Below are 14,694 nucleotides of genomic sequence, written 5' to 3' on the forward strand. Positions count from 1 at the left end.
GGGGGGAAGGGTCGGTGAGGAACCCGTTCCATGACGAAACGGGTTCCAGCCGGATTTATGGATTCAGCGTGGACAGCGGCTGGCGTGCGCCGGTGATGGCCTTCAGCTCGTCCAGCGACAGCATGCGCGTCCACATCGCCAGGTCGTTGAAGCCCATCACGCCCTTGAGCGCGCCGGGGTTGTTGCCCACGTAGTTGTGCGTGGCATCGTCGTTCACGCCCCAGCCGGTGCCGAGTCCGGCCAGCTTGGTCACGTCGGTGTTGGCGATTGCCTTGTTCTCGGTCTTCTGCAGGCCCAGCACCGGATCGATGACATAGGCGCTGAAGCGCCTGGCTGCCGCGTCGACCGACAGCGCCAGGTAGGTCCACTGGTTGGCCGACACCTTCATGCCGTTGATATCGTCGCGCTTGCCGCTGCCGCTGCCCAGGTTGAAGCGGATCTCGCAGCTGCCGAACAGCGCCACGGCAATGCCGGGGTTGCCGCCCGAGATGTAGTTCTTGTTGGACAGGATGGGCTCGCCGGTGCCGTTGCCCTGGCTGCAGTCGGTGCGGAACCAGAAGCCGATGGTGAACTGCGGGCTTTGGGTGATATCGGCGGCGTTGTATGCCAGCTTGTAGCTGTCGACACGCGAGTCCAGCTGCAGCGACTGGCCGCTGAAGTTGTCGGCAGCCAGCGTGCCGCCGTCAAGGCTTGCCACCCACGGGCCGAGCGTGGCGGCGTTCTTCGCGTCGGCGAACGGCTTGCTGTCGAGGCTGAAATACGTGGCCAGCCCATTGAGCAGCGTCGGCGCCAGCGTGACCGGCTTGACGTAGTGGATCTGCGCCAGGTACGACACCGGCACGTCGTTGCGCACCAGCGTGTAGTTGAACTGGTACAGGCCCGTGGCCATGTTGAAGGCCTTGTCGGTGAACTGCCGCGCCTCAGGTCCCAGCGAGGCGATCTGCACGCCGTCGCGCAGCACCCGGGTGACGCCGAAGGCTTCGGTCGGGTTCTGCCAGCTCAGCGTGATGGCATCGTTGTACTGGCTGATGCTGGCGCCGATGGCTCGCACGCCGGCGGTGGCAGTGGTCAGCGCCGAACCGTCCAGCCGCGTGGTGACCGGGTCAAGCGCCACGCTGGCGTGGGCCAGCACGGTGGGGACGATATCGGCTTCGGTCGGCAGCGCGGACAGGTCCGCCGGGGTGTCCGGCGCTGCCGCGCCAGGTCTGGCCAGCGCGCCGTTGAGCGCCTTGTTGGTGGCGAGGAAGGCGGTACGGTTCTCCACCGTCGGCACCGTGGTGGTGGCGCCGGTGGCATCCAGGCCGTGGCTGGTGGTGACCATCACCAGCCAGTCTTCACCGGGCTGCCCCTGGCTGCGCGCGGCCACGGCGCCGAGCAGCTCGCCCAGCGCCTTGTCGATGCCGGCCAGCGCCGTGGCATAGGCGCCGTTGCCGAAGCCGCCGGCTTCCGCCGCCTGTGCCGGCGCGCTGTATTGCGCAAACACCACGCCATAGCCGGACTGCACCTGCCGCACGGCGTTCTGCGTGACGCAGCTGTCGACCGCGGCGCAGTCAACCAGCGTATCGAGCATGCCCGCTTCCTGCTCGGCCTTGAGCAGGCCCGGCAGCACCCCCGAACTGGTGGATGCGCCTTGCTGCAGGCCGGGTTTGCCGGCCGCGCGCAGGTAGCGGAATACGGTGGGGGCCCGCAGTGCGGTGCTGCCGGTATCGTCTTCGATGCCGTGGCGGTTGGCCCAGGCGCCGGTCAGCACCGTGGCCCAGCTGGGCGCGTCCAGCGGCGGCTGCGCGGTGATGGTGCCGGGCATGCCGCCGGTGGCGGTGGGCACCAGGTTCAGCCGGGCCAGGTTGGGCAGCTCACGCCGCAAGAGCGCGCCCTGCACCTGGGCATAGGTGGCGCCGTCCACGCCGACCAGCAGCACGCGCGGGCCGCCGGCACCGGCAGGCGGCGGGGTCTTGATGGTGGTGTCGTTCGGTGCGGTTGTCGGCGCGGCGTCATCGCCGCCGCCGCAGCCGCCCAGTGTTGCCGCCAGTGCGGCGATCATGGTGGCGGCCAGCACACGGCCGCGCGCCATCCCCGCCAGCCTGCCCGGTGCAAGGTTCCCTGCCATCTCTGATTCCCCTGTTCATCTGCGTTGTTGTGCGCCGGCGGCAGGTGCCGCGTGGCGGATTGCGTTTGCCGCAATGCGCTCGCAGAGTAAGAACCGGGGTTGTCACCGTGGTGACAGCGGGGCAAAGAATGCTGATGGGGCTATTCGGATTCTTGGGGTGCGGGTGGCGCCAGCGTCCTATGCCTGGGGCGTGCCAACGGCATCGCCTGCCTGGATCAGCAGCACCGCGTCGCGCTTGTCCAGCAGGTGCTGGCGCAGGATGGCGGCAAGCCGCTTGCCATCGCGTGCCTCAAGTGCCTGCAGCATCTCTTCGTGGTCGTGGATGGCGCTGTCCCACTTCGGCTTCTGATAGTTGGAGCGGAAGCGCAGCGCCTGCAGCCGCCGGTTCACCGACAAATAGGTCTGGCGCAGCGCCGAATTGCGGGCCGCGAGGTTGATGCGGTCATGGATCTGGTGGTTGATCCGGTAATAGCCGGGCAGGTCGTCATTTGCCCGGCAGGCCAGCATCGCATAGTGCAGGGCCTTGATCTCGGCCAGTTCGACGGCCGTGATGCGTTCGCAGGCCAGTTCGCCGGAAAAGGCTTCCAGCCCGCTCATCAGCTCAAACGTGTCCTGGATCTCCGCCCCGGACAGGCGCGATACGGTCGCGCCGCGGTTGGGCGAGATATCGATCAGGCCCTCCGCCGCCAGCACCTTCAGGGCCTCGCGCAGCGGCGTGCGGGAGATGCCGAGGGTCTCGCACAATTCGCGCTCATTGAGCTTCCTGCCCGGTTCCAGGGTGCCCTCGACGATGAAGGTGCGCAGGTGGGCCACCACGGTGTCGTGCAAGCGTTGCCGTTCGAGCCTGGGCAGTACCGGAGCCGGCGAATCCGTGCCGGAAGTGGCGACAATTTGCATTCAAAATTCCTATCGCGTGATTGCGTTCAATTTTAGCAGACTCTCAACTGGAACTCAAAAACGCAGGTAAACCCTTAATTTGTCGGGTAAACGCTAGAGAATTTCCACGCAATCCCCGCTGTTTTTCCGTCACTCCTCTGATAAAGTATTTTGCATTCAAAACTCAACAGGAGGAGTCAAATGCTGAATCTCAACTTCCATCCCGCCGGCCGCCATTTCCTGCAGATCCCCGGACCGAGCCCGGTTCCCGATCGCATCCTGCGCGCCATCAGCTATCCGACCATCGACCATCGCGGCCCGGAATTCGGCGCGCTGGGCCTCAAGGTGCTGGACGGCATCAAGAAGATCTTCAAGACCGAGCAGCCGGTGGTGATCTATCCGGCTTCGGGCACGGGGGCCTGGGAAGCGGCACTGTCGAACACGCTGAGCCCCGGCGACACGGTGCTGATGTTCGAGACCGGCCACTTCGCCACGCTGTGGAAGAAGATGGCCGAGAACCTGGGCATCAAGCCCGAGTTCCTCGGCCTGCCGGGCGTGGAGGGCTGGCGCCACGGGGTGCAGGCCGACATGATCGAGGCCCGCCTGCGTGCCGACACTGCGCATGCGATCAAGGCGGTGTGCGTGGTGCACAACGAGACCTCGACCGGCGTGACCTCGGATATTGCAGCCGTGCGCCGTGCCATCGATGCGGCCGGACACCCGGCGCTGCTGCTGGTCGACACCATCTCGGGGCTGGCGTCCGCCGATTACCGGCATGACGAGTGGGGCGTGGATGTGACCGTGTCCGGCTCGCAGAAGGGCCTGATGCTGCCGCCCGGCATCAGCTTCAATGCGGTCTCGCCCAAGGCCATCGCAGCCTCCCGCACGGCCCGGCTGCCGCGCAGCTTCTGGGGCTGGGATGAAATCATCGAGATGAACCGGACCGGCTACTGGCCCTACACCCCTAGCACGAACCTGCTTTATGGCCTGTCCGAAGCCCTCGACATGATCCTTGAGGAAGGGCTGGACAACGTCTTCACCCGCCACCAGCGCCTGGCCGAAGCCTGCCGCCGCGCGGTCAAGGCCTGGGGCCTGGAGATCCAGTGCGCGGACCCGGCCGTCTACAGCCCGGTGCTGACCGGCGTGATGATGCCCGAGGGGATCGACGCGGACGTGGTGCGCAGGAACATCTATGACCGCTTCAACATGTCGCTCGGCGCCGGCCTGGGCAAGGTCAAGGGCCGCATGTTCCGTATCGGCCATCTGGGCGACTGCAACGACCTCACGCTGATGGCCACGCTGGCCGGCTGCGAGATGGGCCTGAAGATCTCGGGCGTCGCGCTCGCGGGCAGCGGCACCGTTGCCGCCATGGACTATCTCGCCGCGCACGCGACGCCGCTGTCGCTCAAGGCTGCCGCCTGACGCAGTCACTGCCTTCCGAGACGGGGGCGGGCGCCGCGCGTGCGCAACGCCCCCGCCGGACTGATCGCAACGGATCAGCGCAGCACTGCCGTACCTGACAAAAAACAGAGGAGACGCTGTGGATACAACCCTGCAGGCGGGAACAAAGATCAGGACGTTCGAGGATGCGACCTATCGCAAGGTGAGCTGGAGGCTGGTGCCATTCCTGATGGTCTGCTTCCTGATCGCCTATCTCGATCGTGTCAACGTAGGTTTTGCCAAGCTCCAGATGTCGCAGCAACTGGGCTTCAGCGAAACCGTCTACGGGCTGGGCGCCGGGATTTTCTTTATCGGCTACTTCCTGTTCGAGGTGCCGAGCAACCTGGCATTGCACAAGTTCGGCGCCAAGGTATGGATCGGCCGGATCATGATCACGTGGGGGATACTCTCCGCGTGCTTTGCCTTCGTGCAGACGCCAACCCAGTTCTACACGCTGCGCTTCCTGCTGGGCCTGGCCGAAGCCGGCTTCACGCCAGGCATCGTGTACTACCTGTCGTGCTGGTACCCGTCGCAACGGCGTGCCAAGATCATGGCCATCTACTGCATGGGCTCGCCGCTGTCCGGCATCATCGGCAACCCGCTGTCCGGCTACCTGATGGGCAGCATGGCCGGCGTGGCTGGCTGGGGCGGCTGGCAATGGATGTTCATCATCGAGGCGGTGCCGGCGGTGCTGCTGGGCTGCTTCTGCTTCTACTACCTGGACAACTCCATTGCCAAGGCCAAGTGGCTGACCAGCGCGGAGAAGCAGGTCCTTGAACTGGCCAAGTCGGAAGACGTCAAGGCGGTGGACCCGCAGGCACGCGTCGGCAAGGTGTTTACCGATCCGCGCGTCTGGCTGATCAGCCTGATCTGCTTCTGCTATGTCACGGGCCAGTACGGCATCACGCTCTGGCTGCCCACGTTCATCAGGTCGACCGGTGTCAGCGACCCGCTCCATATCGGCATGCTGAGCGCGATACCGTATATGGCGGCCATTGTCGCGATGTACTTCTTCGGTCGCAGCGCCGACAAGCACCGCGAGCGGCGCTGGCACCTGATCATCCCGTGCATGATGGGTGCGATCGGCTTCCTGGCGTTGCCCTGGGTCATGCACAGCACCGCGCTGTCCCTGGTGTTCCTGTCGATCGCCACAGCCGGCATCCTGACCTGCACGCCGCTGTTCTGGTCCCTGCCGACGGCTTTCCTCAGCGGCGCGGCGTTGGCCACGGCCATCGCCATGAGCAACTCGATCGGCAACCTTGCCGGCTTTACCAGCGGCTACATGATCGGCTACCTGCGCGACGTGACCCAGAGCGGCAACAGTGCCTACTACATGATTGCCGGGATGCTGATGCTGGGTGCGTTCTGCATCTGGACAATACCTGCCCGCCTGGTCAACCGATAGCGAGACAAAGCGGGGTGCGGCACCGTGCCGCTGCCCCGCCTGGCCATCACCTCGCAAACACTTCGCGCCCTTGCCGGCGCATGGAAGGCTCTCATGACAAACTCGTACCAACCGGTGCCAGACGGCCCCGGCCATCATGCGCCGTTCAGCGTGGTGGAAGCCACCGTTGCCAGCGCGCATGCCGCGATGCGCGACGGCAGGCTGACGGCGCGCCAACTGGCCAGCGCCTGCCTCGCGCGCATCTCGGCCTATGACCAGGGCGGCCCCGCCCTGCGCAGCATCCTGCAGCCCAACCCGCAGGCGCTGGAAGAGGCCGGCCGCATCGACGCCATGGCGGGCCGCAACCCCACGCGGCCGCTGGCGCCGCTGCATGGCATCCCGGTGCTGGTCAAGGACAACATCGAATGCGGCGGCATGGAAACCACCGCCGGCGCCGCCTGCCTGCGCGGCAACCTGTCCAGCGACGATGCCTTCGTCATCCGCCGGCTGCGCGAGGCGGGTGCCATCGTGCTGGCCAAGACCAACCTGCACGAGCTTGCCTCCGGCGGCGAGACCGTCAGCACCTTGTCCGGCCAGACCCTCAATCCCTATGACCTGACCCGCACGCCCGGCGGTTCCAGCGGCGGCACCGGCGCCGGCATCGCCGCCAGCTTCGGCCTGCTTGGCATCGGCACCGACGGGGTCAATTCCATCCGCTCGCCGGCCTCGGCCAACAACTTGGTGGGCCTGCGTCCGACCATGGGCCTGATCAGCCGGGCCGGGCTGGTCCCTTGCGGGCTGACGCAGGACACCATCGGCCCGATCACCCGCACGGTCGCCGATACGGCGCTGCTGCTCGATGTCATCGCCGGCCATGATCCGGCCGACCCGGTCACCAGCCAGGGCGCGCCCCACATCCCGGCGAGCTATGCCGCCAGCCTCGACCGCGACGGACTCAGGGGCGCGCGCATCGGCGTGTTGCGGCATTTCTTCGGTGATCAGGATGTGCACCGTCCGGTCAACGCCGTGATGCAGGCAGCGCTGGCGACCATCGCGGCACAAGGCGCCGAGCTGGTCGCGATTGAAGACGCCATCAGCCCGGACGAGCTGCTCGCGTCCACGCTTGTGCACCACTACGAGATGGCGCGCGATCTCGATGCCTACCTGGCGGGGCTGCCCCCCGGCGTCGCGGTGCGGTCGATGAAGGACATCATCGCTGCCGGTTCGGTCCATCCAAGCGTGGCGGGAACCCTCGACACCGCGGCAGCGCTGAGCGAGCGGGAAGGGGAGTACCGCGAACGCCTGCAGCGCCAGCAGGCATTGCGCCAGCGGCTGCAGGGCCTGATGGCGCGGCACCGGCTTGATGCGCTGGCATTTCCGCACCAGCGGCGCCTGGTGGCGCCGGTCGGCGAGATCCAGGCAGAGCGCAATGGCGTGCTCGCGTCGGCCACCGGCTTTCCGGCCATCGTGATTCCGGCCGGATTTTCGGCGCCAGACGGCAATGCACCGCAGGGTGTGCCGGTCGGGCTGGAGTTCTTTGGCTTGCCCTTCACCGAACCCGTGCTGATACGGCTGGCCTATGCGGCCGAGCAGGCCTTGCGCGCGCGCCGGCCGCCGCACTCGACGCCCGCGCTGGAATAGGCGCGCGCCGGAACGAAGTTTTATCGCTGCTCGACAAACGCCAGCCGGACACGGCGGCGACAAGGTCGCGGACAAACCGCGGCAACCTCGAAACGAGGAGGAGACAAAGATGGGCGCAGAAACTGTAGTTCAATCGCCGAATTCCCCACAGCAGCATGAGCTCGACCGGGCCATGGATGGCATCGGGGTGACGGCGTCGCACAAGAAGATCATCTTCATGATCATGCTCGGGGTGATGTTCGATGTCTTCGAACAGAACGCCGTCGGCCTGATCGGCCCCATGCTGCGCGAGCAGTGGGGCATCTCGGTGGCGGAGATCGGCTTTCTCAATACGCTGACCTTCAGCGCCGCCGCGCTGGGACGCATCGGCTCCGGCTATATCGCGGACCGCTACGGCAGGCGCACGATGCTGAGCGCCAACCTGCTGCTGTTCACGCTGGGCGCCATCATCTGCGCGCTGGCGCCGAACTATGGCGTGCTGGCGGCGGGCCGCTTTATCGTCGGCATCGGCCTGGGCGGGGAGATCTCGATCGCCGTGACCATGCTGGCCGAGCTGTGCTCGACGCGCTTCCGCGGCACCGCGGTGGGCCTGGTCAGCGTGGGCAGCGGCGGCCTCGGCAATATGCTAGCGCCGGCTTTCGGCCTGGCGGTATTCGCCATGTTCCCGGGACCGGACAGCTGGCGCTGGCTCTTTGCCTGCCTGGTGCTGCCGGCATTCTTCGTCGTGTTCTACCGGCGCTTTATTCCGGAGACGCCGCGCTTCCTGCTGTCCAAGGGGCGCGTGGACGAGGCCAACCGGGTGCTGTCGGTGCTCGCATCCGGCCGCCTGGGCAAGCTCGACGGCGAGCCGACGCCCTATATCAAGGCCGCGATCCAGGACGACGCGCCGCGCACCAGGGTGCGCCTGAGCGATATCTTCAAGGGTCGCCTGGGACGGCGCACGATCGCGCTGGGGATTGCGGTGTCCATGACGTACGGCGCGCAGATCTCGGTGCTGACGCTGATGCCGACCATCCTGATGTCGCAGGGCTACACCATCTCCAAGAGCTTTCTCTTCACCATGGTGATGCAGAGCGGCAGCCTGTTCGGGGCGCTCGCGGCGTCGTACTGCGGCTATCACTTCCCGCGCAAGCGGGTGCTGACGATAGGCGCGGGGCTGGCCTGCGCGGCCGGGTTGTGCTTCGGCTTCCTGACGTATAACGTGGGCCTGGTGCTGATGTTCGGTGCCGCCTTCACGTTCTGCGTGGTGTTGCTGAACACGTCGATCTGGATCTTCGCGCCGGAGCAGTATCCCACCCACGTGCGCGCGTTCGGCACCTCGCTGATCCTGGCGCTCGGCACCCTGGCCGGCGCGCTGACGCCGCTGATCAGCGGGCGCGTGTTTGAAACCTACGGCGTCGGCGGCATGTTCAGCATGCTCGCGGCGATGTACGCAGTGTTTGCGCTGGCCGTGCAGTTCGCGCCGGAAACCTTCGGCCGCGCCATGGGCGAGACCGCCGCCGACGACGAAGCCGCGCCTGCGGTCAGCGGCACCGCGGCCAGCGCCAGCGGCTCCTGAGACCGGCCCGTTCCCGGCAGCGTGCTGCGCGCGCTTGCCGGGAGCGGGATACCGGGCGATATTCATCCCTCATTCAAGGAAATACCCAAGGCATGACATCTTCCAATATCGATCGGGTCGCGCAGGCCCTGCTCAGCGCGCGTAGCGAACAGGGCTGCGCCGATGCAGAGCAATTCGCCACCGTGCTTGAGAATGCGGAACAGGCCTACGCCGTGCAGTCGGCCGTGGCCCGCGCGCTTGGCTGGCAAGCGACAGGCGCCGGCTACTGGAAATCCGGCGGTGCCTCGCGCGAGGCGGTGCTGACGCATGCCGAACTGCCACCGGCCGGGGTCTGGACCAGCCCCGCGCATGCCGGCGACTGGCCTTTCACATGGCGCGGCATCGAGGCAGAGATTGCGTTGCGGCTGGGGCAGGGCGTTGACGCCGCGCAGGCTGCCGCCCTCGACTACGCCGGCGCGGCCGGGCTGATCGATGCGATGGCGGTGTCGATTGAAGTCGTCGATTCGCGCTGGCGGCAGTATCTTGCCGCGCCCGCGCTGCTGAAGCTGGCCGACCTGCAGTCCCACGGCGCCCTGGTGCTTGGCGAATGGCGTGACTATGCGGCGCGGGACTGGGCGGCACAGCATTGCCGGGTGCGGATCGGCACGCAAACCACCGAGCGCCGCGGCACCCACGCGCTGGGCGATCCGGCCTTTGGGCTGGCCGCCTGGCTGCGCCATGCCACGCGCGACGGGCAACGTGTAGAGGCCGGCACGGTCGTCACTACCGGCACCTGGGTCGGCATCCTGGACGCATCGGCAGGCGACCTGGTGACCGCGGAGTTCGATGGCATCGGCGAGGCCTCGGTCCAGCTCTGAAAACGGCGTTGCCCTTGACGGGGCGTCAGCTGCGCAAGCCGACGCCCTGCATGATGATCCGCAGCACCCACGCGGCCACGCCCAGTGCCGCCACGCTGGCGGCCCAGATCAGCACCAGCCAGCCGATGCGGCGCAGCCAGGTGCCGGTGCTTGTCCCCGAGCGCCGTGTATCCATAGCCATCAGTGGTAGCCCTCGCCGTGGCGCACCTTGCCGCGGAACACGTAGTAGGCCCATACCGTGTACATCAGGATGAAGGGGATGATGAACAGCGCCCCCACCAGCGCAAAGCCCTGGCTTTGCGGCGGCGCGGCGGCGTCCCAGATCGAGATTCCCGGCGGGATGATATTGGGCCAGACGCTGATCGCCAGCCCGCTGTAGCCCAGGAACACCAGCCCCAGCGCGTACATGAACGGCGAGATATCCGGCTCATGCCGCAGCGCGCGCATCAGCATGAACATGCACAGCGCCACCAGGATCGGCACCGGCGAGAACCAGAACAGGTTGGGCAGGCTGAACCAGCGCTCGGCAATCTCGGGATGCGTCAGCGGCGTCCACAGGCTGATCACGGCGATCACCGCCAGCAGCAGCCACGCCAGCGAGCCGGTCAGCTTGATCATGCGCTGCTGCAAGTCGCCCTCGGTCTTCATGATCAGCCAGGTGCTGCCCAGCACCGTGTAGGCCACCATCAGCCCCACGCCGCAGAACAGCGGGAAGGGCGTGAGCCAGTCCAGCGGCCCGCCGGCAAAGCGGTGGCCCTCCAGCTTGATGCCGTCGATATAGGCGCCCAGCGCCACGCCCTGGAAGAAACTGGCCGTGCCCGAGCCCAGGATGAAGGCGGCATCCCACACCGGGCGCTCGCGGTCGTTGGCCTTGAAGCGGAACTCGAACGCCACGCCGCGGAAGATCAGGCCCAGCAGCATCAGCATCAGCGGCAGGTAGAGCGCGCTCAGCACCACCGAATACGCCAGCGGGAACGCCGCCAGCAGCCCGGCGCCGCCCAGCACCAGCCAGGTCTCGTTGCCGTCCCAGACCGGTGCCACCGTGTTCATCATCACGTCGCGGTCATGCCGGTCCGGCACGAACGGATAGAGCATGCCGATGCCCAGGTCGAAGCCGTCCATCACCACGTACATCATCACGCCGAAGAAGATGATGAAGATCCAGAGAAGCGAGAGGTCGATGCCCATGGTGTCAGCTCCGGGTGCGTGCAGTGGTGGCGGGGGCGAGCGCTTCGTCGTCATCCACGGCCGACAATGGCCGTGCCGGCGTATGCCCGCGTCCGGGGCCGCCTTCCGGCTTGGCTTCTTCCAGCGCCGGACCCTTGCGCACCAGCCGCATCATGTAGGCGATGCCGACGCCGAACACGAAGAAGTAGGCCACCACGAAGATCGCCAGCGTCGTTGCCAGTTCGGGCACGCCGTGCGGCGACACCGCGTCGGCGGTGCGCTGCAGCCCGTAGACTACCCACGGCTGGCGCCCGACCTCGGTGGTGAACCAGCCGGCCAGGATGGCGATCAGGCCGGTGGGCCCCATCCACAGCGCCATATGCAGGAAGCCGCGCGAGCGGTACATGCGCTCGCCCCGGCGCAGCAGCAGGCTCCACACGCCCAGCAGGACCATCAGCAGCCCCAGCCCCACCATCACGCGGAACGACCAGAACAGGATGGTGGAATTGGGCCGGTCCTGCGGCGCGAACTCCTTCAGGCCCTTGATCTGCCCGTCCCAGGAATGGGTCAGGATCAGGCTGCCCAGGCGCGGCACCTCGACCGCGAAGCGCGTCTCTTCGCGCGCCATGTCGGGCCAGCCGAACAGCAGCAGCGGCAGGCCTTCATTGCCCTTGTTCTCCCAGTGGCCTTCCAGCGCGGCGATCTTGGCGGGCTGGTGCTTGAGCGTGTTCAGGCCGTGCATGTCGCCGATCACGGCCTGGATCGGCGCGACGATCAGCAGCATCCACATCGCCATCGACAGCATCTTGCGGATGGCGGGGTTGTCGCGCCCGCGCAGCAGGTGCCAGGCGGCAGAGGCGCCGACGAACAGCGCCGTGGCCAGGAACGCCGCCACGCTCATATGCACCAGGCGGTAGGGGAACGACGGGTTGAAGATGACTTCGAACCAGTTGGTCGGCACTACGCGGCCGTTGATGATCTCGAAGCCCGCCGGCGTCTGCATCCAGCTGTTGGAGGCCAGGATCCAGGTGGCGGAGATCAGCGTGCCGAGCGCCACCATCACCGTGGCAAAGAAATGCAGCCCCGGCCCGACGCGGTTCCAGCCGAACAGCATCACGCCCAGGAAGCCCGCTTCCAGGAAGAAGGCGGTCAGCACCTCATAGGTCAGCAATGGCCCGGTGATGCTGCCCGCGAACTCGGAGAAGAAGCTCCAGTTGGTGCCGAACTGGTAGGCCATCACCAGCCCGGACACCACCCCCATGCCGAAATTGACGGCAAAGATCTTGGACCAGAAGTGGTAGAGGTCGCGGTAATGCGTGCGCTGCGTGCGCAGCCAGCAGCCTTCCAGCACCGCCAGGTAGGCGGCCAGGCCAATGGTGATCGCCGGGAAAATAATGTGGAAAGAAATCGTGAAGGCAAACTGCGTGCGGGCTAGGTCTAGCGCGGTCAAACCAAACATGTTGTTCTCCGTGGCGCTGGCCTGGCGCACGCGTGTGACGGGCGCGGCACTGCCGTCTGGCAGGCCGGGGCCGGTCGGCAGGGCGCGCCGGGGCGCGGGCCGTAGGCGCGTGCGATAAAGCGTAGTGTACGCCGCGCGCGCAGCAAAGGGCACTGTTGCTGCCGGTGGCGTACGGGTGACATATCGCCGCACCCGATGCCGCCGGCGCCGCTTCGCGCGGCCCGATGCCCTTGTCGATGGCGACCATGCTAACGGAGCCGGGAAGAGCAGAACAGCATCACCTCATTGAAAAAATACCGTATCAGTTTTGCGCGGCGCAGCAGAGGCAGCGACTGACAAGCAGGGCAAAGAAGTGCATAGTCATGCGCTTCCCAGAAGCCTTTGAACATCGCGTCCGCCATCGTATGACGCGGCCCCGCCTGCCATGGATTCCACCTTGCTGATCGTGATCGCCGGCGCCGCCGTGGCTGGCTTTGTCCAGGGGCTGTCCGGCTTTGCCTTCGGCATGGTGGCGATGTCGTTCTGGGCCTGGGCGATCGAGCCGCAGCTGGCGTCGGCCATGACCGTGTTCGGCGCGCTTACCGGCCAGCTGCTGGCGGCGGTGTCGGTGCGGCGCGGGCTGTCGTGGCGGCGGCTGTGGCCGTTCGTGGCCGGCGGCGTGGCCGGCATCCCCCTTGGCGTGGCGATCCTGCCGATGCTCGACGCGCTGTGGTTCAAGGTCGTGCTCGGCGGCTTCCTGACCCTGTGGTGCCCGGTCATGCTGATGGTGCGCAAGCTGCCCCATATCGGCGTGGGCGGGCGCGTGGCCGATGGCGTTGCCGGTGCGGCCGGCGGCGTGATGGGCGGCATCGGTGGTTTCACTGGCGTGATCCCCACGCTGTGGTGCACGCTGCGCGGCTTCGACAAGGACGAACAGCGCGCGGTGATCCAGAACTTCAACCTCGCCACGCTGGCCATGACCATGGCCGCCTATGTGGGCAAGGGCATCGTCACGCGCGAGATGCTGCCGATGTTCCTGGTGGTGGCGCCCGCGATGCTGGTGCCAACGCTGCTGGGCACGCGGCTCTATCTGGGGATCAGCGAGGCCACCTTCCGCAAGGTCGTGCTGACGCTGCTGACCGTATCCGGCGTGGCGCTGCTGGCCACGTCGGTGCCGGTGCTGATGGCGCGTGCCAGCTAGACGGCCCTGACCTGCGCCGCAGCCTCGCGCAGGCATTCCAGCAGCTGGTCGGTGCCGAGCGAGGGCGCCCGTTCGCGCAGCGTGATGATGCCGACCGGGGGCAGGTCGACCGGCACGGCCATCTTCAGCACGTGCAACCGGCCTTCCTCCTGCAACGACAGCGCCACCGACTCGGCCATGAAGCCGGCCGCGCCGCGCTGGCCGACGAAGGTGGCCTGCGCCAGGTAGGACGAGGTCTCGATGACATCCTGCGGCGGGTGCAGGCCGTGGCGATAGAAGGCCTGCTCGATCTTCACGCGCAGCGAGGCCCACGGCGGCGGCAGCACGCAGGGCATCGCCGCCAGGTCGGCCCAGCTGGGGCGGGCCTTGCGCGCGAGCTTGTGGCCGCGGCGGACCACGACCACCATCGGTTCTTCATAGAGGGCTTCGGTCAGCAGGTCCGGCGCCGCATAGCCCGGCTCCAGCCGGCCCACGATCAGGTCCAGCTCGCGCAACCGCAGCTTGGGCAGCAGGTGGGTCAGGTCGCCTTCCTCCACCAGCACGGTGGCGCGCGCGTGGCGGTCCTTGAGCGCGCCCACGGCCTGCGCCAGCAGCACCGGCAGCGCCGCCCCCATCGAGCCCACGCGGATGCGGCCGGAAGCGCCGCTCTGCACTGCGGCGATCTCGTCGCGGGTCTGCTCGTACTGGGCCAGCACCGAGCGCGCAAAGCGCACCAGCGATTCGCCGGCGGCGGTGGGCTCGGTGCCGCGGGTGGAGCGCGTGAACAGCGACAGACCCAGCATCCTTTCGACTTCGGTCAGCACCTTGGACACCGCCGGCTGGCTCACGGACAGGAACTCCGCGGTGCGGCCGAGGTGGCGGAACTCATCCAGCGCCACCAGCAGTTGCAGGTGGCGCAGCTTGATATTGGAGCGCAGCGCGCGATCGATCTGGACCATGCTACCAGTCTATCTAACCTTAAGGTTATGAAGCAATGCCGTTCTTTGATTGGATTGTTATGTTGAGGCGCGACAGAATGCGGGCAT

General features: G+C 67.0%; 12 protein-coding genes. 6 read left to right on the top strand and 6 right to left on the bottom strand.

The window, feature by feature from the left end; all coding sequences use genetic code 11:
* Positions 1-55 precede the first annotated feature (55 nt).
* A complete protein-coding gene (locus AC3WON_RS11515) occupies positions 56-2,107 on the bottom strand; it encodes a LamG-like jellyroll fold domain-containing protein (protein ID WP_492351870.1) in 2,052 nt (683 codons plus the stop codon).
* A gap of 177 nt (positions 2,108-2,284) precedes the next feature.
* Complete coding sequence (locus AC3WON_RS11520) at positions 2,285-3,004, bottom strand: GntR family transcriptional regulator (RefSeq protein WP_492318498.1); 720 nt, start codon at positions 3,002-3,004, stop codon at positions 2,285-2,287.
* Between the two features lie 180 nt (positions 3,005-3,184).
* Here AC3WON_RS11520 and AC3WON_RS11525 point away from each other — a divergent pair, with 180 nt between their 5' ends.
* The 5 genes from AC3WON_RS11525 to AC3WON_RS11545 all read left to right on the top strand — a co-directional run bounded on the left by AC3WON_RS11525 (position 3,185) and on the right by AC3WON_RS11545 (position 9,863).
* Positions 3,185-4,405 carry a pyridoxal-phosphate-dependent aminotransferase family protein gene (locus AC3WON_RS11525; RefSeq protein WP_492318497.1) on the top strand — a complete coding sequence of 407 codons (1,221 nt, stop codon included), beginning with the start codon at positions 3,185-3,187 and terminating at the stop codon, positions 4,403-4,405.
* Positions 4,406-4,523: 118 nt separating this feature from the next.
* Entirely contained in the window at positions 4,524-5,828 is a 1,305-nt protein-coding gene (locus tag AC3WON_RS11530; RefSeq protein WP_492318496.1) for an MFS transporter, read from the top strand.
* Positions 5,829-5,921: 93 nt separating this feature from the next.
* Complete coding sequence (locus AC3WON_RS11535; protein ID WP_492351871.1) at positions 5,922-7,448, top strand: amidase family protein; 1,527 nt, start codon at positions 5,922-5,924, stop codon at positions 7,446-7,448.
* Positions 7,449-7,557: 109 nt separating this feature from the next.
* Entirely contained in the window at positions 7,558-9,006 is a 1,449-nt protein-coding gene (locus tag AC3WON_RS11540) for an MFS transporter (protein ID WP_492351872.1), read from the top strand.
* 92 nt (positions 9,007-9,098) lie between these two features.
* Entirely contained in the window at positions 9,099-9,863 is a 765-nt protein-coding gene (locus AC3WON_RS11545; protein WP_492351873.1) for a fumarylacetoacetate hydrolase family protein, read from the top strand.
* A gap of 25 nt (positions 9,864-9,888) precedes the next feature.
* Here AC3WON_RS11545 and AC3WON_RS11550 read toward each other — a convergent pair whose 3' ends face one another.
* From AC3WON_RS11550 to AC3WON_RS11560, 3 genes are read right to left on the bottom strand one after another with little or no spacing between them, the layout of a single operon-like run.
* Entirely contained in the window at positions 9,889-10,044 is a 156-nt protein-coding gene (locus tag AC3WON_RS11550) for a DUF2474 domain-containing protein (protein WP_492318492.1), read from the bottom strand.
* The gene (cydB, locus tag AC3WON_RS11555) at positions 10,044-11,051 is read right to left on the bottom strand and encodes a cytochrome d ubiquinol oxidase subunit II (RefSeq protein WP_492318491.1); all 1,008 of its coding nucleotides are present in this window, start codon (positions 11,049-11,051) and stop codon (positions 10,044-10,046) included. The genes AC3WON_RS11550 and cydB overlap by 1 nt, the downstream gene beginning before the upstream one ends.
* 4 nt (positions 11,052-11,055) lie before the next feature.
* Positions 11,056-12,489: a cytochrome ubiquinol oxidase subunit I gene (locus AC3WON_RS11560; RefSeq protein ID WP_492351874.1), complete on the bottom strand. Its 1,434-nt coding sequence runs from the start codon at positions 12,487-12,489 to the stop codon at positions 11,056-11,058.
* Positions 12,490-12,913: 424 nt separating this feature from the next.
* On the opposite strand from AC3WON_RS11560, the gene AC3WON_RS11565 reads away from it, so the two are divergent.
* The gene (locus tag AC3WON_RS11565) at positions 12,914-13,669 is read left to right on the top strand and encodes a sulfite exporter TauE/SafE family protein (RefSeq protein ID WP_492318489.1); all 756 of its coding nucleotides are present in this window, start codon (positions 12,914-12,916) and stop codon (positions 13,667-13,669) included.
* Here the strand turns inward: AC3WON_RS11565 and AC3WON_RS11570 are convergent.
* The gene (locus AC3WON_RS11570; RefSeq protein ID WP_492318488.1) at positions 13,666-14,607 is read right to left on the bottom strand and encodes a LysR substrate-binding domain-containing protein; all 942 of its coding nucleotides are present in this window, start codon (positions 14,605-14,607) and stop codon (positions 13,666-13,668) included. The genes AC3WON_RS11565 and AC3WON_RS11570 overlap by 4 nt on opposite strands.
* Positions 14,608-14,694: the final 87 nt, after the last annotated feature.

Source organism: Cupriavidus sp. FW305-46 (assembly GCF_058787075.1).

Excerpts from the sequence above, each read along its gene's own strand:
- AC3WON_RS11515 (WP_492351870.1), bottom strand. The coding sequence starts at position 2,107 with ATGGCAGGGAACCTTGCACCGGGCAGGCTGGCGGGGATGGCGCGCGGC.
- AC3WON_RS11520 (WP_492318498.1), bottom strand. The coding sequence starts at position 3,004 with ATGCAAATTGTCGCCACTTCCGGCACGGATTCGCCGGCTCCGGTACTG.
- AC3WON_RS11525 (WP_492318497.1), top strand. The coding sequence starts at position 3,185 with ATGCTGAATCTCAACTTCCATCCCGCCGGCCGCCATTTCCTGCAGATC.
- AC3WON_RS11535 (WP_492351871.1), top strand. The coding sequence starts at position 5,922 with ATGACAAACTCGTACCAACCGGTGCCAGACGGCCCCGGCCATCATGCG.
- AC3WON_RS11540 (WP_492351872.1), top strand. The coding sequence starts at position 7,558 with ATGGGCGCAGAAACTGTAGTTCAATCGCCGAATTCCCCACAGCAGCAT.
- AC3WON_RS11545 (WP_492351873.1), top strand. The coding sequence starts at position 9,099 with ATGACATCTTCCAATATCGATCGGGTCGCGCAGGCCCTGCTCAGCGCG.
- AC3WON_RS11550 (WP_492318492.1), bottom strand. The coding sequence starts at position 10,044 with ATGGCTATGGATACACGGCGCTCGGGGACAAGCACCGGCACCTGGCTG.
- cydB (WP_492318491.1), bottom strand. The coding sequence starts at position 11,051 with ATGGGCATCGACCTCTCGCTTCTCTGGATCTTCATCATCTTCTTCGGC.
- AC3WON_RS11560 (WP_492351874.1), bottom strand. The coding sequence starts at position 12,489 with ATGTTTGGTTTGACCGCGCTAGACCTAGCCCGCACGCAGTTTGCCTTC.
- AC3WON_RS11565 (WP_492318489.1), top strand. The coding sequence starts at position 12,914 with ATGGATTCCACCTTGCTGATCGTGATCGCCGGCGCCGCCGTGGCTGGC.
- AC3WON_RS11570 (WP_492318488.1), bottom strand. The coding sequence starts at position 14,607 with ATGGTCCAGATCGATCGCGCGCTGCGCTCCAATATCAAGCTGCGCCAC.